Annotated in this window: 23 protein-coding genes, 7 tRNA genes and 3 rRNA genes; 1 reads left to right on the forward strand and 32 read right to left on the reverse strand. The window is 42.7% G+C overall.

Annotated elements, in window-relative coordinates; genetic code table 11:
* Positions 1–59 precede the first annotated feature (59 nt).
* The 29 genes from tsaD to acpS all read right to left on the reverse strand — a co-directional run bounded on the left by tsaD (position 60) and on the right by acpS (position 20,476).
* Positions 60–1,082: a tRNA (adenosine(37)-N6)-threonylcarbamoyltransferase complex transferase subunit TsaD gene (gene tsaD, locus AB1H92_RS14170; protein WP_115363326.1), complete on the reverse strand. Its 1,023-nt coding sequence runs from the start codon at positions 1,080–1,082 to the stop codon at positions 60–62.
* The gene (rimI, locus tag AB1H92_RS14175; RefSeq protein WP_115363328.1) at positions 1,082–1,531 is read right to left on the reverse strand and encodes a ribosomal protein S18-alanine N-acetyltransferase; all 450 of its coding nucleotides are present in this window, start codon (positions 1,529–1,531) and stop codon (positions 1,082–1,084) included. Before rimI ends, tsaD begins: the two co-directional genes overlap by 1 nt.
* 4 nt (positions 1,532–1,535) lie before the next feature.
* Positions 1,536–2,234, reverse strand: coding sequence for a tRNA (adenosine(37)-N6)-threonylcarbamoyltransferase complex dimerization subunit type 1 TsaB (gene tsaB, locus AB1H92_RS14180; RefSeq protein ID WP_115363330.1), 699 nt, complete (start codon positions 2,232–2,234; stop codon positions 1,536–1,538).
* Complete coding sequence (gene tsaE / locus AB1H92_RS14185) at positions 2,231–2,683, reverse strand: tRNA (adenosine(37)-N6)-threonylcarbamoyltransferase complex ATPase subunit type 1 TsaE (protein ID WP_115363332.1); 453 nt, start codon at positions 2,681–2,683, stop codon at positions 2,231–2,233. Before tsaE ends, tsaB begins: the two co-directional genes overlap by 4 nt.
* A 145-nt stretch (positions 2,684–2,828) precedes the next feature.
* Positions 2,829–2,904: transfer RNA gene (locus tag AB1H92_RS14190), tRNA-Asp, on the reverse strand.
* Between the two features lie 40 nt (positions 2,905–2,944).
* A 5S ribosomal RNA gene (rrf, locus tag AB1H92_RS14195) occupies positions 2,945–3,059 on the reverse strand.
* 66 nt (positions 3,060–3,125) lie between these two features.
* Positions 3,126–6,077: ribosomal RNA gene (locus tag AB1H92_RS14200) — 23S ribosomal RNA — on the reverse strand.
* A 190-nt stretch (positions 6,078–6,267) separates the two neighbouring features.
* Positions 6,268–7,821, reverse strand: a 16S ribosomal RNA gene (locus AB1H92_RS14205).
* Together the 16S, 23S and 5S rRNA genes with 7 tRNA genes alongside form the textbook arrangement of a ribosomal RNA operon.
* Positions 7,822–7,981: 160 nt before the next feature.
* Positions 7,982–8,055 (reverse strand) — tRNA-Gly (locus AB1H92_RS14210).
* Positions 8,056–8,082: 27 nt separating this feature from the next.
* Positions 8,083–8,159 (reverse strand) — tRNA-Arg (locus tag AB1H92_RS14215).
* Positions 8,160–8,209: 50 nt separating this feature from the next.
* Positions 8,210–8,296 (reverse strand) — tRNA-Leu (locus AB1H92_RS14220).
* Between the two features lie 79 nt (positions 8,297–8,375).
* Positions 8,376–8,451 (reverse strand) — tRNA-Lys (locus tag AB1H92_RS14225).
* A gap of 71 nt (positions 8,452–8,522) precedes the next feature.
* Positions 8,523–8,597 (reverse strand) — tRNA-Gln (locus AB1H92_RS14230).
* A 148-nt stretch (positions 8,598–8,745) separates the two neighbouring features.
* A tRNA-Glu gene (locus AB1H92_RS14235) sits at positions 8,746–8,817 on the reverse strand.
* A 375-nt stretch (positions 8,818–9,192) separates the two neighbouring features.
* Entirely contained in the window at positions 9,193–9,657 is a 465-nt protein-coding gene (locus AB1H92_RS14240) for a SprT family protein (protein ID WP_115364176.1), read from the reverse strand.
* Positions 9,658–9,669: 12 nt separating this feature from the next.
* Positions 9,670–11,832 (reverse strand): Tex family protein, encoded by a 2,163-nt coding sequence (locus AB1H92_RS14245; protein WP_115363334.1) that lies wholly within the window; start codon positions 11,830–11,832, stop codon positions 9,670–9,672.
* A gap of 55 nt (positions 11,833–11,887) precedes the next feature.
* Complete coding sequence (locus AB1H92_RS14250) at positions 11,888–12,484, reverse strand: PP2C family serine/threonine-protein phosphatase (RefSeq protein WP_115363336.1); 597 nt, start codon at positions 12,482–12,484, stop codon at positions 11,888–11,890.
* Complete coding sequence (gene sigB / locus AB1H92_RS14255) at positions 12,481–13,269, reverse strand: RNA polymerase sigma factor SigB (RefSeq protein ID WP_115363337.1); 789 nt, start codon at positions 13,267–13,269, stop codon at positions 12,481–12,483. Before sigB ends, AB1H92_RS14250 begins: the two co-directional genes overlap by 4 nt.
* A complete protein-coding gene (gene rsbW / locus AB1H92_RS14260; protein ID WP_115363340.1) occupies positions 13,247–13,714 on the reverse strand; it encodes an anti-sigma B factor RsbW in 468 nt (155 codons plus the stop codon). The genes sigB and rsbW overlap by 23 nt, the downstream gene beginning before the upstream one ends.
* On the reverse strand, positions 13,701–14,042 hold the full coding sequence (locus AB1H92_RS14265) for an STAS domain-containing protein (RefSeq protein WP_115364177.1): 342 nt from the start codon (positions 14,040–14,042) through the stop codon (positions 13,701–13,703). The genes rsbW and AB1H92_RS14265 overlap by 14 nt, the downstream gene beginning before the upstream one ends.
* A 160-nt stretch (positions 14,043–14,202) precedes the next feature.
* A complete protein-coding gene (locus AB1H92_RS14270) occupies positions 14,203–15,210 on the reverse strand; it encodes a PP2C family protein-serine/threonine phosphatase (RefSeq protein ID WP_115363342.1) in 1,008 nt (335 codons plus the stop codon).
* Between the two features lie 15 nt (positions 15,211–15,225).
* Complete coding sequence (locus AB1H92_RS14275) at positions 15,226–15,627, reverse strand: anti-sigma regulatory factor (RefSeq protein ID WP_115363344.1); 402 nt, start codon at positions 15,625–15,627, stop codon at positions 15,226–15,228.
* 2 nt (positions 15,628–15,629) lie between these two features.
* Positions 15,630–15,992: an STAS domain-containing protein gene (locus AB1H92_RS14280; RefSeq protein WP_115363346.1), complete on the reverse strand. Its 363-nt coding sequence runs from the start codon at positions 15,990–15,992 to the stop codon at positions 15,630–15,632.
* A complete protein-coding gene (locus AB1H92_RS14285) occupies positions 15,989–16,819 on the reverse strand; it encodes an STAS domain-containing protein (RefSeq protein ID WP_115363348.1) in 831 nt (276 codons plus the stop codon). The genes AB1H92_RS14280 and AB1H92_RS14285 overlap by 4 nt, the downstream gene beginning before the upstream one ends.
* Before the next feature lie 148 nt (positions 16,820–16,967).
* Positions 16,968–17,318, reverse strand: a complete 351-nt coding sequence (locus AB1H92_RS14290; RefSeq protein ID WP_075526783.1) for a type II toxin-antitoxin system PemK/MazF family toxin — start codon at positions 17,316–17,318, stop codon at positions 16,968–16,970.
* 4 nt (positions 17,319–17,322) lie between these two features.
* Positions 17,323–17,613 carry a transcriptional regulator gene (locus AB1H92_RS14295; RefSeq protein WP_311157240.1) on the reverse strand — a complete coding sequence of 97 codons (291 nt, stop codon included), beginning with the start codon at positions 17,611–17,613 and terminating at the stop codon, positions 17,323–17,325.
* A 135-nt stretch (positions 17,614–17,748) separates the two neighbouring features.
* On the reverse strand, positions 17,749–18,876 hold the full coding sequence (alr, locus tag AB1H92_RS14300; protein WP_115363350.1) for an alanine racemase: 1,128 nt from the start codon (positions 18,874–18,876) through the stop codon (positions 17,749–17,751).
* 90 nt (positions 18,877–18,966) lie between these two features.
* Positions 18,967–20,064 (reverse strand): outer membrane lipoprotein carrier protein LolA, encoded by a 1,098-nt coding sequence (locus tag AB1H92_RS14305; RefSeq protein WP_115363352.1) that lies wholly within the window; start codon positions 20,062–20,064, stop codon positions 18,967–18,969.
* A gap of 58 nt (positions 20,065–20,122) precedes the next feature.
* Positions 20,123–20,476: a holo-ACP synthase gene (gene acpS, locus AB1H92_RS14310; protein WP_115363354.1), complete on the reverse strand. Its 354-nt coding sequence runs from the start codon at positions 20,474–20,476 to the stop codon at positions 20,123–20,125.
* A 66-nt stretch (positions 20,477–20,542) separates the two neighbouring features.
* Between acpS and AB1H92_RS14315 the strand changes: the two genes are divergently transcribed.
* Positions 20,543–21,154 (forward strand): rhomboid family intramembrane serine protease, encoded by a 612-nt coding sequence (locus AB1H92_RS14315; RefSeq protein ID WP_115363356.1) that lies wholly within the window; start codon positions 20,543–20,545, stop codon positions 21,152–21,154.
* A gap of 55 nt (positions 21,155–21,209) precedes the next feature.
* Here AB1H92_RS14315 and AB1H92_RS14320 read toward each other — a convergent pair whose 3' ends face one another.
* The 3 genes from AB1H92_RS14320 to AB1H92_RS14330 all read right to left on the reverse strand — a co-directional run bounded on the left by AB1H92_RS14320 (position 21,210) and on the right by AB1H92_RS14330 (position 24,868).
* Positions 21,210–22,724: a PH domain-containing protein gene (locus tag AB1H92_RS14320; protein ID WP_115363358.1), complete on the reverse strand. Its 1,515-nt coding sequence runs from the start codon at positions 22,722–22,724 to the stop codon at positions 21,210–21,212.
* On the reverse strand, positions 22,714–23,193 hold the full coding sequence (locus AB1H92_RS14325; protein WP_115363360.1) for a PH domain-containing protein: 480 nt from the start codon (positions 23,191–23,193) through the stop codon (positions 22,714–22,716). Before AB1H92_RS14325 ends, AB1H92_RS14320 begins: the two co-directional genes overlap by 11 nt.
* A 172-nt stretch (positions 23,194–23,365) precedes the next feature.
* The gene (locus AB1H92_RS14330; RefSeq protein WP_115363362.1) at positions 23,366–24,868 is read right to left on the reverse strand and encodes a DEAD/DEAH box helicase; all 1,503 of its coding nucleotides are present in this window, start codon (positions 24,866–24,868) and stop codon (positions 23,366–23,368) included.
* Positions 24,869–24,930 lie beyond the last annotated feature (62 nt).

Below are 24,930 nucleotides of genomic sequence, written 5' to 3' on the forward strand. Positions count from 1 at the left end.
CATTGTAAGAAATATTAAAAACGCGGAAGTTGTCTAAATTTAACAACTGCCGCGTTCGTTTATTTTGACCAAGAAACAAGCTCCATTCCCGGTCTTCCATTCATTGATAAATTACTTCGAACACCATTTTCATACATAGACGCGCCTGCTGCTGCAATCATAGCAGCGTTGTCTGTACAGAGATAAATTGGCGGTACATAAAATGGAATGTTCAATTCTAAAAAAGTTTCTGTCAGCGATGCGCGTAACTGTTTATTCGCCGCTACACCGCCAGCAGCAATCACTTGTCTTACTTGGTATTGTTCTGCTGCTTTTTTTGTTTTAGTCGTTAATACATCCACGACACTATTTTGAAAACCAGCTGCCATATGCGCAGGATTAACAGTGCCCCCGCGCTGCTCTAGATTATGTTTATAATTAATGACTGCAGATTTTAATCCACTAAAACTAAAATCGTAAGAATCCGGCTCTAGCCAAGCTCTTGGAAACTCAATCTCACCGTCGCTCTCAGCTGCCAAACGGTCGATCTCTGGACCACCTGGATACGGAAGGTTTAACACCCGCGCAACCTTATCATAAGCTTCTCCAGCTGCATCATCACGTGTTTCACCAATTAACTCGAATGAACCATGCTCTCTCATTAAGACAAGCTCTGTATGCCCACCAGATACAATCAGTGCCAGTAGGGGAAACTCCATACGTTGGACAAGTTGGTTCGCATAAATATGCCCGGCGATATGATGCACGCCAATAATCGGCAACTGATGGGCAAATGCAAATGCCTTCGCTGCGTTAATGCCGATAAGAAGCGCTCCAACCAACCCAGGACCCTCTGTCACCGCAACTGCATCTAACTCACTCGGTTTCAAGTTCGCCTGTTGCAAAGCTTCCTCAATCACAATCGTAATCTGCTCTACGTGATGACGAGAAGCAATTTCCGGTACGACACCACCAAACCTCTTTTGACTCTCAATTTGTGACGCAACGACATTAGATACAATTTCAATGCCGTTTTTAACAATAGAAGCAGCAGTTTCATCACAACTTGTTTCAATGCCTAATATATATTGATCTTTTTTCATTATAACTCCACCCACATGACGAGCGCATCTTCACGATCGTCCGTATAATAGTTTTTTCGAATTCCGCCATCTTGAAATCCAAGTTTTCGATACATATTCTGGGCAACTTTATTGCTGACACGAACTTCTAATGTCATGAGTCGAACGTCCAGATCACGACAAAGCTTAATGCCCTCACGCAACAATTGTTCTCCAATCCCATTGCCTCGGTAACGCTTTAACACTGCAATATTCGTAATATGACACTCATCCAGCACAATCCACATGCCACAATGCCCAATAACCTCATCACCGTCCGTGGCCACGATATAATGTGCGTAATTGTTCCCATTCATTTCGTGCTCAAAAATCTCTGCTGTCCAAGGTGTTGCAAATGCTTCTTCTTCGATTTTGACGACGTCCGGAATATCCTGCTCTGTCATCACTCTAAAATTAATCACGTCGTTCATTGTCTTAATCCTTCCCTTGCGCCTTCAACCAATTTGCCTCAGCTTCTGCAATTCGGTGATACTCAGGAACAAAATGATGCACGTCCTCTTGAATACCCACTTGTTGTGCAGTATAAATTACAGAAGATGCGCGCGGAAGATTAAATGAAAACGGCGCGATCACTGCCCGCTCCCGCAAACTTTCAACTAATTGCTCTTCATGCATCGCGACATCTTTCCCAATAAATAAAATCGGCTTATCATAAGTTTGAAGTTTTTCTAATAAATCCTCTAAAGAATAGTGGCCATCTTCAATAACAGAAGTAAGCGTGTCGTTCTTAGATTGATAAACACCCGTATAAATATTTTTTCTTCTGGCATCTACAATTGGGCAAATCAGACCATTAAAGAAAAGGCCATTCATCGCAAGCACTTTCATGCTTGAAACACCGACAAGCGGCTTTTTCAATGTCCACGCAAGCGTTTTTGCGATGGTTACACCGATTCGCACGCCTGTGTATGAACCAGGGCCTTCAGAAACCGCAATCGCATCAATATCTGCAGGAGTCAACTTCGCCTTTTTAATGACCTCTTCAATTGCAGGCATCGCACGCAATGAATGGTTTACCGGTATAGATGTATTTTCCTCAGTTAGTACTTGACCATCTTTCACAATCGCTACAGAAAGCGGTGTATTTGAAGTATCGATTCCTAGCCAAATCATATTTGTAGCTCCCCACACAATTTTTCATATCGTTTTCCTTTTGGCAAAAGCGTAATCGTTCGACGATTTTCTCCATCTCGGGTTATTCGAATTTCTAATCGCTCTGCCGGTAAATCCTCTTCTATTAAATGTGCCCATTCAACAACAGTAATTGCATCTCCATAAAAGATTTCATCCCAACCGAGATCCTCATCACTTCCCGCTAGTCGATAAACATCTAAATGGTTAAAAGGATAGTTACCTTCGTATTGTTTCATAATCGTAAACGTTGGACTACTGACTGTCCTTTGAATGCCTAGCGCTTTCGCTAGAGCTTGTGTAAACGCCGTTTTCCCAGCCCCTAAGTCACCTTCAAGTGTGATGACATCTGGAGGAGTCAAAAGAGGCGCTAACTTGCTTGCAAACATTTTTGTCTCAGCTAGGCTATGAACTTTAATTTCTTTCTTCATTATAATTTCCTCCACTTTTCTTTAGTGTATCGAAAACGTTAGTGATTCGAAAGTATAGCTACTTATTATTGATTTTTTCTTTTTATATACACAAAAAACCGATTCCGGAATAAATCCCGAAATCGGTTGTAAATTTTTAATATAATGGCGGTCCCGACGGGAATCGAACCCGCGATCTCCTGCGTGACAGGCAGGCATGTTAACCGCTACACCACGGGACCTAATTATGTAGAACAACTTATATTTCAAAGTTAATAAAAAGTTTGGCAACGTCCTACTCTTGCAGGGGCTAACCCCAACTACCATCGGCGCTGAAGAGCTTAACTTCCGTGTTCGGTATGGGAACGGGTGTGACCTCTTCGCTATCGCCACCAAACTATTGAGCTTGTTCGCTCAAAACTGGATAAACAAAACATTGAATACAACAAACTGCAATGTATTTAAGGATAAGTCCTCAATCGATTAGTATCCGTCAGCTGCACATGTCGCCATGCTTCCACCTCGGACCTATCAACCTCATCATCTTTGAGGGATTTTACTTACTTGCGTAATGGGAAATCTCATCTTGAGGGGGGCTTCATGCTTAGATGCTTTCAGCATTTATCCCGTCCATACGTAGCTACCCAGCTATGCCTTTGGCAAGACAACTGGTACACCAGCGGTATGTCCATCCCGGTCCTCTCGTACTAAGGACAGCTCCTCTCAAATTTCCTGCGCCCGCGACGGATAGGGACCGAACTGTCTCACGACGTTCTGAACCCAGCTCGCGTACCGCTTTAATGGGCGAACAGCCCAACCCTTGGGACCGACTACAGCCCCAGGATGCGATGAGCCGACATCGAGGTGCCAAACCTCCCCGTCGATGTGAACTCTTGGGAGAGATAAGCCTGTTATCCCCGGGGTAGCTTTTATCCGTTGAGCGATGGCCCTTCCATGCGGAACCACCGGATCACTAAGCCCGTCTTTCGACCCTGCTCGACTTGTAGGTCTCGCAGTCAAGCTCCCTTATGCCTTTGCACTCTACGAATGATGTCCAACCATTCTGAGGGAACCTTTGGGCGCCTCCGTTACTCTTTAGGAGGCGACCGCCCCAGTCAAACTGCCCGCCTGACACTGTCTCCTACCCCGCTAAGGGGCATGGGTTAGAATTCCAATACAGTCAGGGTAGTATCCCACCGATGCCTCCACCGAAGCTGGCGCTCCGGTTTCAAAGGCTCCTACCTATCCTGTACAGACTGCATCAGAATTCAATATCAGGTTGCAGTAAAGCTCCACGGGGTCTTTCCGTCCTGTCGCGGGTAACCTGCATCTTCACAGGTACTATAATTTCACCGAGTCTCTCGTTGAGACAGTGCCCAGATCGTTACGCCTTTCGTGCGGGTCGGAACTTACCCGACAAGGAATTTCGCTACCTTAGGACCGTTATAGTTACGGCCGCCGTTTACTGGGGCTTCGGTTCAAAGCTTCGCTTGCGCTAACCTCTCCCCTTAACCTTCCAGCACCGGGCAGGCGTCAGCCCCTATACGTCACCTTACGGTTTTGCAGAGACCTGTGTTTTTGCTAAACAGTCGCCTGGGCCTATTCACTGCGGCTCTCTCGGGCTTTAACACCCTATCAGAGCACCCCTTCTCCCGAAGTTACGGGGTCATTTTGCCGAGTTCCTTAACGAGAGTTCTCTCGATCACCTTAGGATTCTCTCCTCGCCTACCTGTGTCGGTTTGCGGTACGGGCACCTCCCGCCTCGTTAGAGGCTTTTCTTGGCAGCGTGAAATCAGGGACTCCGGGGAAAATTCCCCTTGCTATCACAGCTCAATGTTATAGAAACGGGATTTGCCTCGTTTCACACCTTACTGCTTAGACGCACATTACCAACCGTGCGCTCACCCTATCCTACTGCGTCCCCCCATTACTCAAACGGCGGGGAGGTGGTACAGGAATATCAACCTGTTGTCCATCGTCTACGCCTTTCGGCCTCGACTTAGGTCCCGACTAACCCTGAGCGGACGAGCCTTCCTCAGGAAACCTTAGGCATTCGGTGGAAGGGATTCTCACCCTTCTTTCGCTACTCATACCGGCATTCTCACTTCTAGGCGCTCCACTAGTCCTTACAGTCTAGCTTCGACGCCCCTAGAACGCTCTCCTACCACTGACACCAAAGGTGTCAATCCACAGTTTCGGTGATTCGTTTAGCCCCGGTACATTTTCGGCGCAGCGCCACTCGACCAGTGAGCTATTACGCACTCTTTAAATGGTGGCTGCTTCTAAGCCAACATCCTGGTTGTCTGGGCAACGCCACATCCTTTTCCACTTAACGAATACTTGGGGACCTTAACTGGTGGTCTGGGTTGTTTCCCTCTCGACTACGAATCTTATCACCCGCAGTCTGACTCCCAAACAAAAATCATCGGCATTCGGAGTTTGTCTGAATTCGGTAACCCGGGATGGGCCCCTAGTCCAAACAGTGCTCTACCTCCGAGATTCTAACGTTTGAGGCTAGCCCTAAAGCTATTTCGGAGAGAACCAGCTATCTCCAGGTTCGATTGGAATTTCACCGCTACCCACACCTCATCCCCGCATTTTTCAACATACGTGGGTTCGGGCCTCCAGTAAGTGTTACCTTACCTTCACCCTGGACATGGGTAGATCACCTGGTTTCGGGTCTACGACTACATACTAAAACGCCCTATTCAGACTCGCTTTCGCTGCGGCTCCGCATTCTCTGCTTAACCTTGCATGTAATCAGTAACTCGCCGGTTCATTCTACAAAAGGCACGCCATCACTCAGCTTGTTTCCGAAGAAACAGCATCGAGCTCTGACTACTTGTAGGCACACGGTTTCAGGATCTATTTCACTCCCCTTCCGGGGTGCTTTTCACCTTTCCCTCACGGTACTGGTTCACTATCGGTCACTAGGAAGTATTTAGCCTTGGGAGATGGTCCTCCCGGATTCCAACGGAATTTCACGTGTTCCGTCGTACTCAGGATCCACTCTGGAGAGAATACACTTTTGATTACGGGGCTATTACCCACTATGGCAGACCTTTCCAGGTCGCTTCATCTAATGCATTCCTTTGTAACTCCGTATAGAGTGTCCTACAACCCCAGGAAGCAAGCTTCCTGGTTTGGGCTGTTCCCGTTTCGCTCGCCGCTACTCAGGGAATCGATTTTCTTTCTCTTCCTCCGGGTACTTAGATGTTTCAGTTCTCCGGGTGTGCCTCATATACGCTATGTATTCACGTATATGTACTGTTCCATTACGAACAGTGGGTTTCCCCATTCGGAAATCTCTGGATCAAAGCTTACTTACAGCTCCCCAGAGCATATCGGTGTTAGTGCCGTCCTTCATAGGCTCCTAGTGCCAAGGCATCCGCCGTGCGCCCTTTCTAACTTAACCTTAAAACCAACGTTGTATAGCGATATACAACAATTGATTTATACATTACTACATTTGTGTTTATTTCAATGTCGTTTTATCCAGTTTTCAAAGAACAAGTAATGAAAGTTCAAATGAATGAACCCTCAAAACTGAACGCAAAACGTCAAGTTGAAGAGAACTTTCTCTTCATTCCGTTAAATATCCTTAGAAAGGAGGTGATCCAGCCGCACCTTCCGATACGGCTACCTTGTTACGACTTCACCCCAATCATCTGTCCCACCTTCGGCGGCTGGCTCCCAAAAGGGTTACCCCACCGACTTCGGGTGTTACAAACTCTCGTGGTGTGACGGGCGGTGTGTACAAGACCCGGGAACGTATTCACCGTGGCATGCTGATCCACGATTACTAGCGATTCCTGCTTCATGCAGGCGAGTTGCAGCCTGCAATCCGAACTGGGAACGGTTTTATGGGATTAGCTCCCCCTCGCGGGTTGGCAACCCTCTGTACCGTCCATTGTAGCACGTGTGTAGCCCAGGTCATAAGGGGCATGATGATTTGACGTCATCCCCACCTTCCTCCGGTTTGTCACCGGCAGTCACCTTAGAGTGCCCAACTGAATGCTGGCAACTAAGGTCAAGGGTTGCGCTCGTTACGGGACTTAACCCAACATCTCACGACACGAGCTGACGACAACCATGCACCACCTGTCACCGCTGTCCCCGAAGGGAAAGGTATATCTCTATACCGGTCAGCGGGATGTCAAGACCTGGTAAGGTTCTTCGCGTAGCTTCGAATTAAACCACATGCTCCACCGCTTGTGCGGGTCCCCGTCAATTCCTTTGAGTTTCAGCCTTGCGGCCGTACTCCCCAGGCGGAGTGCTTAATGCGTTTGCTCCAGCACTAAGGGGCGGAAACCCCCTAACACTTAGCACTCATCGTTTACGGCATGGACTACCAGGGTATCTAATCCTGTTTGCTCCCCATGCTTTCGCGCCTCAGCGTCAGTTACAGACCAGAAAGCCGCCTTCGCCACTGGTGTTCCTCCACATCTCTACGCATTTCACCGCTACACGTGGAATTCCGCTTTCCTCTTCTGTACTCAAGCCTTCCAGTTTCCAATGACCTTCCACGGTTAAGCCGTGGGCTTTCACATCAGACTTAAAAGGCCGCCTGCGCGCGCTTTACGCCCAATAATTCCGGACAACGCTTGCCACCTACGTATTACCGCGGCTGCTGGCACGTAGTTAGCCGTGGCTTTCTAATGAGGTACCGTCAAGGTACAGGCAGTTACTCCTGTACTTGTTCTTCCCTCACAACAGAGCTTTACGATCCGAAAACCTTCTTCGCTCACGCGGCGTTGCTCCATCAGACTTTCGTCCATTGTGGAAGATTCCCTACTGCTGCCTCCCGTAGGAGTCTGGGCCGTGTCTCAGTCCCAGTGTGGCCGATCACCCTCTCAGGTCGGCTACGCATCGTCGCCTTGGTAAGCCGTTACCTCACCAACTAGCTAATGCGCCGCGGGCCCATCCTGCAGTGACAGCATAGCCGTCTTTCAGAGTTCCTTCATGCGAAGGAACTGATTATTCGGTATTAGCCCCGGTTTCCCGGAGTTATCCCCAACTGCAGGGCAGGTTGCCCACGTGTTACTCACCCATCCGCCGCTAACAAAGGAAGAAACAAGTTTCTTCCTTGTTCGCTCGACTTGCATGTATTAGGCACGCCGCCAGCGTTCGTCCTGAGCCAGGATCAAACTCTCCATAATAGAGAAATTCGATTAGCTCGATTTCTTTGCTGGCATCATTAAGATGTCCAATTTTGAATCCAAAGATTCGTTTCCTACAAAACAACAAGTTGATTTGTAGTTGTTATATCTTGACGTTTTGCTGTTCAGTTTTCAAGGTTCATATATCAAATCAATAAAATGGAGCGGGTGAAGGGAATCGAACCCTCATCATCAGCTTGGAAGGCTGAGGTTTTGCCATTAAACTACACCCGCACGGCGTAAGTATATATTGTACGTTATTGGCGCGCCCGGAAGAATTCGAATCCACAACCTTCTGATCCGTAGTCAGACGCTCTATCCAATTGAGCTACGGGCGCTTTATAAAAAGCGTTATCCACTTAAATCTTTATCGTGCAACAAAGTAGTATGGTGCGGTAAAGAGGATTTGAACCTCCACAGGGTTAACCCCTACTAGGCCCTCAACCTAGCGCGTCTGCCGTTCCGCCACTACCGCGTTGTTTTAGCGACAAGTTCTATTATACATCATCCTATGAACTTGTCAATAGTTTTTGTAGATCTTTTTTAAAAATAACTGGTGAGCCATACAGGATTCGAACCTGTGACCCTCTGATTAAAAGTCAGATGCTCTACCAACTGAGCTAATGGCTCAATTAAACCGAATACGAAATCGAATTAAATTCATTTTCGCGTGACGCTTATAATCGATGTTTTATAAGAATTGGCTGGGGTAGCTGGATTCGAACCAACGAATGACGGAGTCAAAGTCCGTTGCCTTACCGCTTGGCTATACCCCATTACTTTGAAATCGCGATGCATATTACAGCACCCAACATTTCCATTCGACATTCCAGAGAACTTCATTCTTGAACTACTTGCTTGCCTTATTGTAAACAACCGACAAGTTTTTATACACTCTTTTATGAGTTTCTCTTAAAATACCTATGACCCCTACGGGATTCGAACCCGTGTTACCGCCGTGAAAGGGCGGTGTCTTAACCGCTTGACCAAGGGGCCGTTGATGTTATTAGTGTAACACGAAGACTTTACTTCTTGCAAGTCTTTTTTTAGCGAATTATGTCGTTTCTTGAACCGACTCTTACGATTATAGACAGGTTTCTTGTTTTCGTCAACAGTTTTAACGAATTCTTTTTATTCAATCTTTTGGTGCCTCGGCAACTGAAAAGTTTCTTCTATTATATATGTAAATATAGGCATCTTAATTTCTCTAATTACTATTGAATCTCTTCTATTTGTTTCAGAAAAACAAGCTCGTTTATGTTTTACAATTGTATCATTCCCTTCAGACGCCTCACCTAAATCTTCCGCCTTTGCGAACTAACATCTATCAATACCCCCCAAAAAAACGTTGGAATAAGATGTATTCCAACGTTATGTCGATATCGATTTTATTTGAATGATTTCCCCGGAACATTTCCCACAACGATATTTTGCAATATCCATGCGTCTTCTTCTTTTGTATTGTAGTTTACACAACTTGCATTCATATATATGAAAGGTTGTCGTTCGTTTGTTTCTTTGCGCCAGAGGTTTACAATACCTTGGAGAAGATGTCTTTGCTAATAACTCTTTAAAGTCTTGATCACGATGTTGATAGCCTTTCCCTTCCAAATGAAGATGATAGTGACATAATTCATGTTTAATCACGCCGATTAACTCTTCCATCCCATGTAACTGAAGCACAAGTGGGTTAATTTGAATCGAATGATCTCCCAACATATATCGCCCACCTGTTGTGCGTAATCGATGATTATGCATCGCCTGATGAACAAACGGCTTCTTAAACACTTCATTTGATATCGTTTCAACAAGCTTTTGTAAGTCTTTATCTAGCATTTCAACAGTCAATTACTTCTCAACTTTCTTTGGAGACAACATCGTCAATGAGATCCTACCTTTTTCTTTATCTACTGCCTCAACCCATACGGTAACAATATCTCCAGAAGCAACTACATCTAATGGGTGCTTTACAAAACCTTTTTTCAGTTTAGATATATGAACAAGTCCATCTTCTGAAACGCCAATGTCTACAAACGCACCAAAATCAACGACGTTCCGAACTGTTCCTTGCATTTCTAACCCTTCATGCAAGTCTTTCATATCCAAAACATCTGCCTTTAATAAAGGTTGCGGATAATCATCTCGCGGATCTCGATTCGGCCTTTGTAATGTTTCAATTATATCTTTAATAGTCACAGCACCAACTTCAAGTTCTTTTGCCAACTCATTTACATTTAATTGGGAAAGTGCTTGTACTGCCTCATCTGTGCCAAGCGATTCTCTTTTAATGTTTATCTTCTTTAAAATTTCCTCTGCAACTTTATAACTTTCCGGGTGGATTCCTGTTGCATCAAATGGATCTTTTGCATTTGGTACACGTAAGAACCCAATAGCTTGCTCATATGTTTTAGCGCCAAGTCTCGGGACTTTTTTCAAGTCGCTTCGTTTCGCATAGAGTCCATTTTCCTCACGCAATTTAACAATGTTTTCAGCTACTGTTTTCGATAGCCCTGATACATATTGTAAAAGAGAGGAGGAAGCTGTGTTCACGTTAACTCCAACTCTATTGACCGCTGTTTCCACAACGAAAGTGAGCGAATCGGATAATTTACGCTTCGCAACGTCATGTTGATATTGACCGACACCGACTGAACCTGGATCGATTTTCACGAGTTCGGATAAAGGGTCTTGTAATCGACGCGCAATTGAAACCGCACTTCTTTCTTCGACTTGTAACTCTGGAAATTCTTGTCTTGCTAAATCAGATGCTGAGTAGACACTCGCTCCCGCCTCATTTACGATGACATAAGCAACTTCTGACTGTGCTTCCTTTAAGCAATCTGCGATAAACTTTTCCGTTTCACGAGAAGCTGTTCCATTCCCAATTGCAATAATGGAAATCGGATACTTTTTTAGCAGGTCCAACACCATTTGCCTGGACTTTTCTTTATTTGGTTTTGGTGGATGCGGATAAATCACCGATACCTCATGAAGTTTACCAGTTTCATCCACAACCGCTAACTTACAACCTGAACGAAATGCAGGGTCTACGCCGAGCACAACATTGCCCTTCAATGGCGGTTGAAGCAACAAGCTCTTCAAGTTTTCCGAGAACACATGAATCGCTTGTTCTTCAGCTTTTTCTGTAAGGGCCGAACGAATTTCTCGTTCAATTGACGGCGCAATGAGCCTTTTAAACGCATCCGTTATTGCTTCTTTTACTTCCCCAGCTGCCGGGACATGCCCTTTACGAATAACCGTTCTTTCCATATTGCCAATAATTCGATCTTCAGGAAACGCTACGCCAATCCGCAACACATTTTCCTTCTCACCGCGATTTAACGCTAACGTACGATGAGGGACGATTCTTTTAACTGGTTCTTCGTATTCGTAATAATTTCCGAAAACCTTTTTGTCGTCCTCTGCATTTTTCCTAATGATTGAAGTGATTTTACCGTCGGACCAAGCAAATTTTCGAATCGTTTCACGAATTGCTGCATCATCTGCTATATTTTCTGCAATAATGTCACGTGCCCCAGCAAGCGCATCTTCAATCGTAAGCACTTCTTTTTCTTCATTCACAAACGGCTGGGCTAACGCCTCGAGTGAAGTCGATGGAAATTCGAGCAATGTTGCCGCCAACGGCTCTAATCCTTTTTCCTTTGCAATTGTTGCGCGCGTTCGTCTTTTCTGCATAAAAGGTCTATATAAATCTTCAACCCTTTGAAGTACAGTTGCCGCAACAATCTTCTTCCTCAACTCATCGTCAAGTTTTCCCTGCTCCTCAATAATCCGAAGAACTTCTTCTTTTCGTTGTTCGAGCCCGGTTATATATTGATAAGCATCCTCAATATTTTTAATTTGCACTTCATCAAGAGAACCAGTAGCCTCTTTTCGATATCTTGCAATAAATGGTACCGTATTTCCTTCTTCAAGAAGCGCGATTACTTTTTTCGTCTGATTTACAGGAACTTCTGCTCGTTCCGCAGTAAGTTTTAAAATATGATCCATGCGCTAACCACCTTTCTATGTTGAATCTATATTAACACAAAAACCTGCTCCGCATTTAACGAAGCAGGTCTCCTGTAATAAACGTAGCATCATCGTCAGCGTTTGTTTTGCTAACAACATTTTCATACACTTCGAATGTACAACACGCATTTTTCAATAATGATGTAGGACTTCGTAGTGCAATTCCGTCAGAGTGAAGGATAAATCGATCTCCTGGATAGTAAGTATATTTTTGGGTATTCAACTTCAATGGCCTTCCCGATAAATACCCCATTACAGGGAGCGGATAAATCATTTTCTCCTCATTTTGCCATATGTAAAATCGAACGTTACCCACACAACTATAGTGTATTGTTTTATCTTTAACATCTACTTTCACAATGGCAACAGCCGCCCCACGTTTTTGAATCATATATTCATTGCATCGATTTAATAGTTCATCAAGTGACTCATGATGGTATTCGGCTAACACATCCGGGATAATTTCTGCCGACTGGCGCGCGATAGGTCCACTCCCTAAACCATCTGCAATTGCAAAAAGGAAATAGTCTTCTCCCGTGTGAATAAAGTACGCATCACCCGATTCCTGGTTGCCAGACTTAGGCTTATGATAAACCAAAGCTTCTACATATTCCGTGAGTATCTCTATCACCCAGATACACCACCAGAAGTCTCTAAAATCTTTTCTTGTAATTTCCGTATAGCCTGACGTTGAAGTCTAGACACATGCATTTGGGAAATGCCCAGAAGTTCACCAGCCTCTTTTTGACTCATTTGGTCAATATACGTATATTGGATGATTTGTCGTTCCCGGTCCGTGAGAACGACAAGAGCATCTGCAACAAGCAAGCGTTGATCAGTTGCTTCATACCCATCATCTGGTGTCCCTACTAAATCAAATAGCGTGACAGTACCTCCTTCAGAATCCGCATCCAACGCATGGTCCATGGAAAGCGCCTGATAACTTCTTCCTATCTCCATCGCTTCTAATACGGCTTCTTCATCAACCTCAAGATACTCCGCAATCTCATGAATCAGTGGGGAACGTTGCAACTCTACCGTTAACGTTTCTACTGTAGCCTTTATTTTAGGGCCTAGCTCTTTAATTCTTCTAGGAACGTGAATCGCCCACGTTTTATCTCTCATAAAGCGTTTAATTTCTCCAATAATGGTTGGGACAGCAAACGCCTCAAAACTTCGGCCATACGAAGCATCATATCTTCTAATGGCTCCCAGTAGACCAAGCATGCCCACTTGCACTAAATCTTCGTGATAAGGTTTTCCTTTTGAATATTTTCGTGCGAGCGAGTGGACTAGACGTTCATAATTTAACACTAAATTTGTTTGTGCCTCTTCATCTTGCGTCTCTTGATATCGCTGAATCCAGAGAAGCACTTCATCCTTCGAACCGGACTTAGTAGGTGATTGTTCTGACATCCTTATCCACCTGCTCTCCGCCAAGATATTTCGTCATGAGAATGGTTACCCCCTCCTCATGATGGACTTTCACTTCATCCATGAGCGACTCCATGAGGTATAGTCCTAAACCACCTTCCCTAAGAAACTGTACCTCTTCTTCATCATTATAGGGTCCAACATTTTTTTTCGTTTCTTCAAAATCAAAACTACTGCCATTATCTGCAATCATAATTTCAATCTTATCTTCAAAGAGGGCACAGCCGACAACCACTTCTCCCTCTTCACCTTTATAAGCATGCTGGACGGCATTTGTAACCGCTTCACCGGAAGCGATTTTCAAGTCTTCAATTTCATCAAATGTAAATCCTACCCGGCTTGCGAGGCCAGAAATTGCCAGTCTAGTAACTCCGACATATTGTGCTTTTGCAGGAACCTTCATTTCAATATAATCATACGGTTGCATCGAGATTTCCACCTTCTTCCATCTCAATATCAATAATCTTATCAATACCCGTTATTTCAAAAAGACGTTTGAGTCGTGCATTCACGCCTGTCATTTTCACATAACCCTCTTTTTCTTTTAAGACCTTATAAAAGCCAATAAAAATCCCAAGACCTGTACTATCTATATAATCTACTTCTGACAAATCAATTTCTGCCTGTAAACCAGGGGTATCTTGTACAGAAATTAGTTTTTCTTTTAAAACAGGTGCTGTGAATGCGTCTACTTCTCCAATCACCTTAAAATAATGAACAAGATCCTCTTTGGACAATTCTACTTGTAAATTCATCTCCACACCACGAACCTTTCTATTATCTAAGTCTTATATGATGGATGAAATTGCTTCAACTATAAAATATTTGGACATGCAAATAAAATTGGTACAACCACTTAGCAAAATTCATAAAATCACTTGAATAAATCAATACCCCTATTAAAATAATTTAAACCTATTTATCTTCCTTCTTAAAAATAACAATCGTAAAATCATCATGTAGTTGAAAGTTTTGTAATTCACCGAGATGTTGATAAACTGTATCAGCCATTTCCTGTGCCGGCTTATCCTTCACACTTTCCAAAAGATCACGAATTAACCCTTCATCGATAAATCCTGATTCCGTTCTCGTTTCTGTTACGCCATCTGTCATAATTGCAACGAAATCTCCCTTTTCAAGTTGAACAGAACGTTCTTCATAATGAACGGCTCGATCTATACCGAGCAGTAAACCATCCGCATCCAATTCTACAAACTCACCTTCAGCCGCCCGATATAACAAGGCAGGCTCATGCCCCGCAGATGCATATGAAAAAGCCGAGTTTTCCGCATTGTACATCCCATAAAACATGGAAATAAACATGGAATCATCGATACTATCTTCTACGATTCTGTTCACAATCTCCAAAACAATTCCTGGGCTTGCACTTTCATACTGCATGCTATCCATGCCATACTTAATCATCGACATACATAGCGCTGCAGGAATCCCTTTTCCAATTACATCCGCTACAGCTACACTAGCGTTATTAGGATCATCATTTAAAAAATAGATATAATCGCCGCTCATTTGCTTAGCAGGGATTGTTAAAAAACCTATATCTAGACACGGAAAGTTAGGTACCTTCGTTTTCAGCAATGTATTTTGAACTTGTGCGGCGATTTTCATTTCCATTTCCATTTCTTCTTGCTTTCGAATTAAACTCTGATGTTCTTGCAAAGCGAGACCATAATGAATCATCATTTCAATTAGAAAGTCAAAAGAATGCCATAGCTTATCTGAAGCTTCCGGAAACAATTCTTTTAGTGATGCTTTATGAATGCCGATGACTTCCTCAGGTGATATTTCTTTCTCGATAAATTGTCGACTAAATTTTTGGCCGGAATAAAGATCTTTTTCATTTTGATCTTGAATATACTGCTTCAAAATTTCTTTATAATGCTTTTCTATTTCTTGTGGCATTCTCTGTCACCCCATCTACCTGATCCACTTAATCGCAGTGATAGTTGTTCCAACTCCTCGCTTCGTCACGATATTAAATTCATCCATTAATCTCCGTACACCAGGCATGCCAGCACCTAGCCCACCCGAAGTGGTAAAACCATCATCCATCACTTTTCTGACATCCGGAATGCCTGGCCCTTCGTCAGAGGCGATGATTGAGATACCAGTTGTATCATCTTTATGAATACACGTAATTTCAATTTTTCCCTTCCCGGCATATAAATAAATATTACGCGCCAACTCACTAATTGCCGTCGTAATGCGTGCTTGGTCGACAGTCCCGAACCCTAGCTTTTTTGCTTCATTGCGGCCAAGTTGACGAGCAGCAACAATGTCCCATTCCGTATAAATGTCAACAGACGACCGGTACTCCATAATTACTCCTCCAATTCTTTATGAAGCTTCTCCAGCCCATTCTCTAGATCTAGTGCTGTCATCACGTTTTGCAAACGGATACCGAGCTCTATTAAGGTAATGGCTACGCCAGGTTGAATGCCCGTAATAACTACCTTCGCACCCATCAATCCAGACATCTGAATCACGTCGCCTAGCACTTTCGCAATAAATGAATCGATGAAGTCAATCGGCGTTAAATCGATGACAACACCGCTTGCATTTGTATCATGTATCTTTTTCAGTAAATCTTCTTGAAATTGAATTGCCGTCTGATCATCGAGCTCCCACTGGATTGAAACGATTAATGTGTCATTTAGTTTTAAGATTGGGATTCGCATATTCATTCGGATTCTACCTCCACAACTTTGCGATTTGTCAGTTTAAGCGCCTCTTGCATCCCTTTTCTTAGAGTACTCGTTGTTGTAAAGTCATTCAGCTCGATTCCTAACGCAACTATCGTTTGAGCAATTTCAGGGCGAATTCCGACTAACATACATTTTGCTCCGACTAGTCGAACTGCATCCGCCGCTTGAATAATATGATGGGCCACCATAGTATCGACCACCGGGACACCCGTAATATCTAGCAACACAACGTCGGCACGTTGCTTAACGACACCTTCCAATAAGTTTTCCATAATTAACTTAGCACGGTCCGTGTCGATTGTCCCAACTAATGGCATGACTGATATTTTATCGAAAACCGGAATCAGGGAAGCCGATAATTCTTGTAAAGCAATTTTTTGTAAACTTACCGTACGCTCCCACTCAACAGAATACGCATCAATGATGCTATCTCGTAAAGGATTAATCCAATAGGAAAAGATTTTCATATATCTTCTCAAATTGGTGTTATTAATAATGCCTTCTTCCTCCAAGATTTCAAATGTTACATCTGAGAAGTTTTCGATCGATTTATTGACAAACTTCATAGACCAACCAAAACGAACAACTTTTTCGGCGAACTCAGATAACTTCTCATGGTTTGCATCTTCAGTAGTTGATAAATTAGACGTCATGAGTTCCGCAAATTCTCTACTCGTTTTATCCACTACTTCTTCAGGCATATACTGGAAAAAACGCTCTCCTTTAACCTCTGTCATTCTCTGTTGCCATTTCCGCAAAATTTCATCCATATGATTATTTATATTGACTGCTAGTTTCTTATTCATGATTGTTTTAATTGACCTCCCTATCCCCAATTTATTAATTTATTTATATTTTTATTGTATCGAATTCTATTGTGGAATACACGTATTTTATTCAAACAATTGAAAAAACATCACAGATAAAAATCCGTGATGTTTCTTTTTATGTATATCAAAATTTTACGAGCCCAAAACTTACTTCTAATGCTTCGTCGACTTTTTCCATCAACATTTCATCAAGATGCGTAATTTTATCAGTTAACCTCGACTTATCAATCGTGCGGACTTGTTCGAGCAGGATTACAGAGTCCCGCTCGAATTGATACTTTTCCGCATCGATTTCTACATGTGTCGGCAACTTTGCTTTCTGAATCTGTGCAGTAATGGCTGCGATAATTACAGTTGGACTAAACCGGTTCCCAATGTCATTTTGTATGACAAGGACCGGTCTGGTACCCCCTTGCTCAGAACCAACGACCGGCGACAGGTCTGCAAAAAAGACGTCTCCTCGTTTTATTGCCAAATTTTCATCCTCCGCTAACGAGACGTTCCACTGTGTGCTGAGCTTCAAATTCCACATGTAAACATTCCGTGGCAATTTTTAAGTTAATTTGCGACATTTCAACATACCCTTTCATCATGGCCTCTCGAATTGCCTCAGGTTCATGATTGGTCTCATAGCGTTTTGTCGAAATATATACAAAATCCCCTCGCTCCTGCCCTTGGTGGACGACCGTATGTTCATTTTCATTCAACATTCGTTTCGGAATTTTAACAATAACCTCTCTCATGCTTTTCTTTGCACGCAACGTCAGCACCTCCAACAAACCCGTTCACTCTACTATCTTCTCCTCAATCATAGCATTAATTGATAGAGTTGAGAAGGCATATTTAGAGTTTGTTTGACAATTAACTACATAACGAGTGATTCATTGTCGAAAGTGCCCACATTTCTAATCCTCTTCCTGATAAACCCTTGGAACCCGACTTGTAAATGACACTGCAATTTCATAAGGTATTGTGCCAATACGATCAGCCCATTCTTCTATCGTGATCTCTTCATCGCCTTGTTTACCAATAAACACAACTTTTTCACCGACAGGCATTTCCTCTGGCAGTTTTACCATACATTGGTCCATACAAATCGTTCCGACAATCGGCATTCTCTTGCCGTTAATAAGAACTTCTTGACCACGTAATCCACGTTTCAAACCATCTGCATATCCCATGGGAATGGTCCCAATCCATTCCTCTGAAGAAGTTTTATAAGTGGCACCGTAACCAATGTGATAATCCTTTGCTAACTTTTTTACAAACGACAGTTCACTTTCGATTGACAAAGATTTTTTTAGTTGAAAAGGTAAATTCTCCTGTACATAGTCGGACGGAGCAATGCCGTACATACTAATCCCAAACCGAACCGCATCAAATCCGTACTCCGGATAAAGCAAAGTAGCTGCACTATTCGAAGCATGGACAATACGCGGTTTTTTAGGAAACAAGTTGACGAATCTTACAAATCGCTCACTTTGTTCTTTTGTGGTTATGCTGCATTCTTCGTCCGCACAAGGAAAATGCGTAAATACCCCATCTAATTCACAATGAGTCATTTTCTCAATTAACTGCATGATCGTTTGAAGTTCTTGTTCATCCCTTACACCTATCCTACCCATTCCACAGTCAATTTTGACATGAATTTTAAGTTTTTCATTAAAACTTTTTTGCTCATGCTGTATTTCTCTTAACCAAGCTTCATCTGTAACTGTCACGGCTACCCCTAATTCAGCTGCTTTCTTGGCAAATGAAACAGGGGACGGAGCCATAACAAGAATCTCGCTTGTGATGCCATTTTCTCTTAGGTAAACCGCCTCATCCGGGGTAGCAACCGAAACCATTGCCGCCCCAGACTGAAGCGCTGCTCGAGCAATTTCTACAATGCCGTGACCATATCCATCTGCTTTTACAACTGCTATAATCGCAGTTTCTTCTCTTAAATAATTCCTTAAAGCCTTTATATTCTCTTTGATTGCCCCGACATCGATGATTGCCTTCGTCGGTCGATAATAGTGCGTACTCGCCATGTCAAATCCCTCGTTTTATGGTGTAGTACATTCTATTATCTGATTATTGACCCAACCTCGTCAACTATATCTTTATTTATCTTAAAAAAGTTACTTCATTTCACCGGCAGACATAGACAGCGCAACTTCAATCATTTCATCTCTCGTCAGCATGTCAGATGCAATGAAAAACGAAATGCCGTCACTTTCCCATCGGATAGATTTGTCCGTAATAGCTGCGACTGTAAAACCTAGGTCAACCGGGTCACCATCCATAGAAACGGGCAGTGAATTATCAGATGGCATGGCACGCTCTTGAACAATCGTATACTTTTTCGCATCTCCAAATGTCATAAAAATGCGCGTACCACTCTCGGTTTTAACTGCTTCTTCATCGATTAATGTAACGCCTTCCCATTCAACAGTTGGATAGTACGTATTAAAGCTCGTTTGCTCATCGCTACTATCTGCTTCCGTACCCTCGTCTTCTGTGTTCGCCTCTTCATCTTCAGATTCTACACCTTCAGCTTCTGCACCTTCAGCTTCTGCATCTGCTTTCGGATCTTTCTGCGGTTTTTCTTCATCAGCACTTTGTTCTACAGCATAATCTTCTGTTTGTCTGTCAGTGCCGAGTGTAATCTTTTTAAACGTAATCTTAATTTGTTCCTCTTTGTTTTCATCCAAGATTGAGACATGTTTTGGCAATAACGTTTTCTTATCGATATGAATTTCTTGTGTCGGCAACACTTTCTTATGATTGTTTCTTGTGACCGTCTCAAAAATATACGTCTTGTCTTCCTCTGTCATCGTCGCATTCGCATCCGCTATAATATCTTCAGACAATGAGCCGATTAAGTAAGCTTGACTATTTTGCTCAGGCCAGTCACTTTGAAACTTGTACGTCTTGCCAAGTGAAGGTGCGACGACGAAAACGCCATCTTCATTTCGCACAATCATTTGAGAATCTCCACTACCGTCTTGTGTTACATTGACCCGATAAAAATCAGGTTTCGTGTGCCAAACTTCAACATCATACACCCGCGGTTCGGCACCCGTCTTAATTTCCATCGTTGCTTGAAGCTCATACCCCTTAGTGTCATTCCATTTGCCACTAAGTTTCTTCGTGACATCTTCTTTTGATGGTGTTCCACACGCTGCGAGGACAACTGCAACTACAACTAACATTAGAGCTAATATTCGGCTACGCAAATTGTTCATCCTTTCTCATTTCAATCGGATAATGCATCTTATGAGGAAGGTTTATCATTTATGCTTGCAAGATGACTTGGGCAGCCGCAATATTTTTTGTATGTGTAATTGAAATAAAACCATTCGCGACAGTCCCTTTAAATGCTAGTTCAGGTTTCCCCTCTGGATTAGGGAGAATTTCAATATGAATAAAATTACATTTTTCACCGATTCCGGTGCCTAGCGCTTTTGCAAACGCCTCTTTTCCCGCAAAACGTCCAGCAAGAAATTCAACTTGGCGATGACCGTGATAAGACTCGTAAATTTCCAACTCCTTTTCCGTTAAAATTCGGGCTCTAAACTTGGGCGATTTCGCATCTAAACTTGCGATACGATCAAGTTCAACGACGTCCAATCCGATTCCTGTAATCACGAAACCGACTCCTTTCCTTTATGTAATAAAAATATGTATAATGGAATAACAGATTGAGGTGAAAAAATGTTTACCCGTAGAGAAAGCTTTTCCGAATACATTCGATTTTATCCAGTTATATCAATTTTACTTGCGCTAAATATTGGTATTTTTATCTTAACTTGGCTCCCAGGTATTGGAGGCCTTGTTTATTACGGCGGAATGGGTTCTAATGCTGCAATCGCAACAGGTGAATGGTGGCGATTTTTCACACCGATGTTTTTACACTTAGGATTTATGCATATTTTATTTAATATGTTCTGTTTGTTTGTATTTGGTCCTGAACTAGAAAAAATCATCGGGAAAATGCGCTTTATTACCCTATATTTGTTGTCAGGCCTATTCGCAAACGTAGCAACGTTTTTTATCCACGATTATGATTATAATCATGTCGGCGCAAGTGGTGCCATTTTCGGCCTATTTGGCGCATACGGTGCGCTCGTTTATTATACAAAACATGCATTGCCTCAATTACGTCAAGTCATTTTACCAATTATCGCAATTAGTGTCGTGATGACATTTCTACAGCCGAATGTAAATGTTACCGCTCATATCACTGGATTGATTGTCGGCTTTATAATCGGGCTTAGTTACTTTAACCCTAAACGAATTGTAAGTTGGCGAAAACCAAATCGATAATGTATCAGATGAAAAACAAGCGAAGGATGACGATGACCGATTCCTTCGCTTGTTTTTATTGCTCCACTTCTAATACTCCCTCAACAACCGCTTCACGTGCAGGTTCATACCACGCAAGAATTTGTTCCGCTTCCTCTTCTTCCATATGTTTCACTTGTGCATAAAAAGCACCCATCCCTGATTTTACAGCCGCAGAAACGGTTGCGACTTTTCTTTTTCGATGAAAATAATTTTGTTTCATTTCCATCGATTGAATCCGTTTTTTCATCATATACACTGTCTGTAAACTAAACATTCTAAAGCGCATCGTTAACTGATTTCCCTTAATTTCATAAGCTGCCGAGCGATGGTGCCACAACCCCCAGGAAATAACAGCAGGGATGATAAGGAAAGAAAATAATCCAAATGGAAAGAAAAAATATGACAATGCCGCGATGACTGGAACCATCCATACAAACTCAATCCGATAATAAAAACGCTTGCTTCGTGCTGGTAACTGATTTGTAGGTTCATCTAAAATAAGCTCAGGAAATAACTCCTGTAACGGTGTATTGATTGCTTTCCTCTTTACGATTGGCAATAAATTAATCTTTGCACCCTCACCTGTAATGCCGCCCCCAGCATTATCAATGACCACATTCGCATAACCGAATAACTTTCGGAACGGATTTTCTACAATGCGTACACTTTGCACACGATTTAACGGTACTGTTATCCTTTTTTTCTCTAACAACCCACGTGTAATCACGATATCTTCATAATCAATTTGAACAGTAAATCCATAATACGCAAAAAATGTCATCGCCACAGAAATTCCCCAAATGATGAGTAAAACTAAAAAGACAGCTATGGCAACTATTAATAAACCCGACTTGATAAACCCCGAAACCTCTCTGTATGCCCACTCAATTGGAAGCACATCCGCAAATTGCGATAGAAAGATTACCGCACCGGAAATAATTAACCCAACACCGCCAGACGTCGTGGCCAAAACGAGCAAATCTTTTCCAGACATCGTAAAAATCTTCTTCGTCGGCGGTTCACTTGCAACCTCAAATTCTTCTTCAAATTCATCATCGATCGTTACACTTTGAACTTTCCTCTTCTTCGCCTCAGCCATCTCTTTTTCAATGACATTTGCAGCGTCTTTCGTAATCGCCGTTAATTCTGCCTCAGCTTTTAATGACGCAGATCCCCCTGCCGTCTCCACACTTACTTTCACTAAATTAAACGGACGATGCAAAATCCCTTCCGTATAATCAAGACTTTGAATCCTGTCAAAAGGAATATATCGTTTCTTTTTCACAAATAATCCGTACTCTATCCGCAATTCATCATCTTCAAACCAATAGACGTAACGCTTCCATTTAATAATGCCAGTCACGAAAAACACGATAATGGAGAATCCAAAAATAATAAACGTTAAATAATCGAGATACCATTTTCCAGTGTCATTAATCCCATTCGCAAAAACGAGGATAAGAATTGGAACAATCATCTCTCTCAAAGTTCTCAAAACAGACATGACCGCCGTAATCCAGTGTAGCTGGTAACGCGTCTTAGACATCATCATCCGCCACCCTTGCAAGTGTTGAAATACGGCTTCTTAGTTCATCCGCCTCTTCAACAATGAGCGCTGGAATTTCATGATTCGTCGCCGCTGTTGAAATTGTAATCCCCGCCAAGTTATATTTCCTTAATATGGGCCCTTGCGAAGTATCGACATGCTGAACCCGAACCATCGGAATGAGCGTTCTTTTCACAATAAACAACCCATGTTGTAATTCAATTTCAGATTCCCGTACCTCATACCGCCACCGCAACCATTTAATTTTCGGGAATAAATAAACAAACAAATATGCATAAGCAATAACGATGATCCCAGCAATACCATATATGTACCACGACCACTCAAATATGTATGCTAAAACGCCTGCGCCGATTGCTACTAATAACACAAAGAAAGTTTGTATGATTCCATATAATCTCCAAACACGCAGACCTTTTTCTGAAATCCGATTAATTGGCTGTCTCCTCAAAATAAGCACTCCTTTTCTTTCACTTCTTCTATTCTATACGAAAAATCAGACAAAATGTTTCATGTTTTAATTTATTCAGCTTTCCCCATCAATAGAGATTTCAAATTAAACTATGTCATGAAACTAAAAAACCGAAATTGCCGCGAGAGCAATTTCGGTTTGGGGATATTGTTTATGATTCAGATGGACGTCTTGAACGACCTCTGCCGCGATTTCCACCTTCGCGACCGCGACGTGATCCGCCACCGCCACCACGTCCGTCACGACTACGACTACCGCCACCACGTGCTGGACGACGACCGCCGCCACGATTTCCTTTATAACCTCCGCGGTCACCACGTCGGTTATTTCTGGATGGAAGTGGACGTTCTTCTGTAATTTTAACAGGTGTGTCATCTGGCTCGCGCGTCATGTTTTTCAGCGCTGCTGCCACAACTTCTAATGCGTCATGATCTTTCAATAAGTTTGATGCAAGTTGCTTATAATCATGAAGTTCGTTTTTCTGAATAATTTCAGTTAATTGTTCAACCGCAAGACGCTGTTGACCTAATAACGCCTCGTCTGAAGTCGGCGGAACTAATGGCGTCATACGCTTTTTCGTCGTTTCTTCAACGATTCGTAAGTAACCCATTTCACGTGGCGTTACGAATGTAACAGCTACACCATTTTTCCCAGCACGCCCCGTACGCCCGATACGGTGAACGTAACTTTCAGGATCTTGTGGAATATCAAAGTTATAAACATGTGTGACACCTGAAATATCTAATCCACGTGCCGCAACGTCTGTTGCCACTAAGATATCAATTTTTCCTTCTTTAAACTGACGAAGAACTGACATTCTTTTCGCTTGTGTTAAATCACCATGGATTCCTTCCGCTAGATAACCGCGGATTGTAAGTGCATGGGAAAGTTCATCGACACGACGTTTCGTACGTCCGAAAACAATTGCCAATTCAGGCTGATGAACGTTTAATACGCGTGAAAGAATATCAAACTTTTCGCGTTCTTGTGCTTTTACAAAGAACTGTTCAATATTTTCTACGGTCATTGCTTTTGATTTAATTTTAACGACTTCTGGTTCTTTCATAAACGTTTCTGCAATTTTACGAATAGGTGCAGGCATTGTTGCTGAGAACAATAATGTTTGACGTTCTTCCGGAACAGCTGCCATAATCGCATTAATGTCTTCGATGAAGCCCATATTTAGCATTTCATCTGCTTCGTCTAATACTAATGTTTGAACATTGTCTAATTTAATTGTTTTACGTTTAATATGGTCAAGTAAACGTCCTGGCGTCCCGACAATAATTTGTGGGTTGTTGCGCAGCGCACGAATTTGTCGACTGATATCTTGCCCACCGTAAACAGATAAAACTTTCGCACGTTTATCGTTTCCGATTCGGTATAGTTCTTCTGAAACTTGAATTGCTAACTCACGTGTTGGCGCAATTACAAGTGCTTGAATTGAACGGTTACTTGTATCAATGTTCTCGATAATTGGAACACCAAATGCAGTCGTCTTCCCCGTCCCTGTTTGTGCTTGACCGATAATGTCTCGTCCTTCTAACCCAAGTTTAATTGTACCTTCTTGGATAGGTGTTGCTTCTTCAAACCCCATGCGGGCTAAAGAGCGTTGTGTTGATTCGCTAATATTTAGCTCTGAAAATTTAGTCAAAACTTTTCAATCTCCTTTTTCTTCATTTGACAATTGGTTACATTTGCAAATGAAAGCGCGGC

The organism is Sporosarcina pasteurii, assembly GCF_041295575.1.
GTDB classification, from domain to species: Bacteria; Bacillota; Bacilli; order Bacillales_A; family Planococcaceae; genus Sporosarcina; species Sporosarcina pasteurii.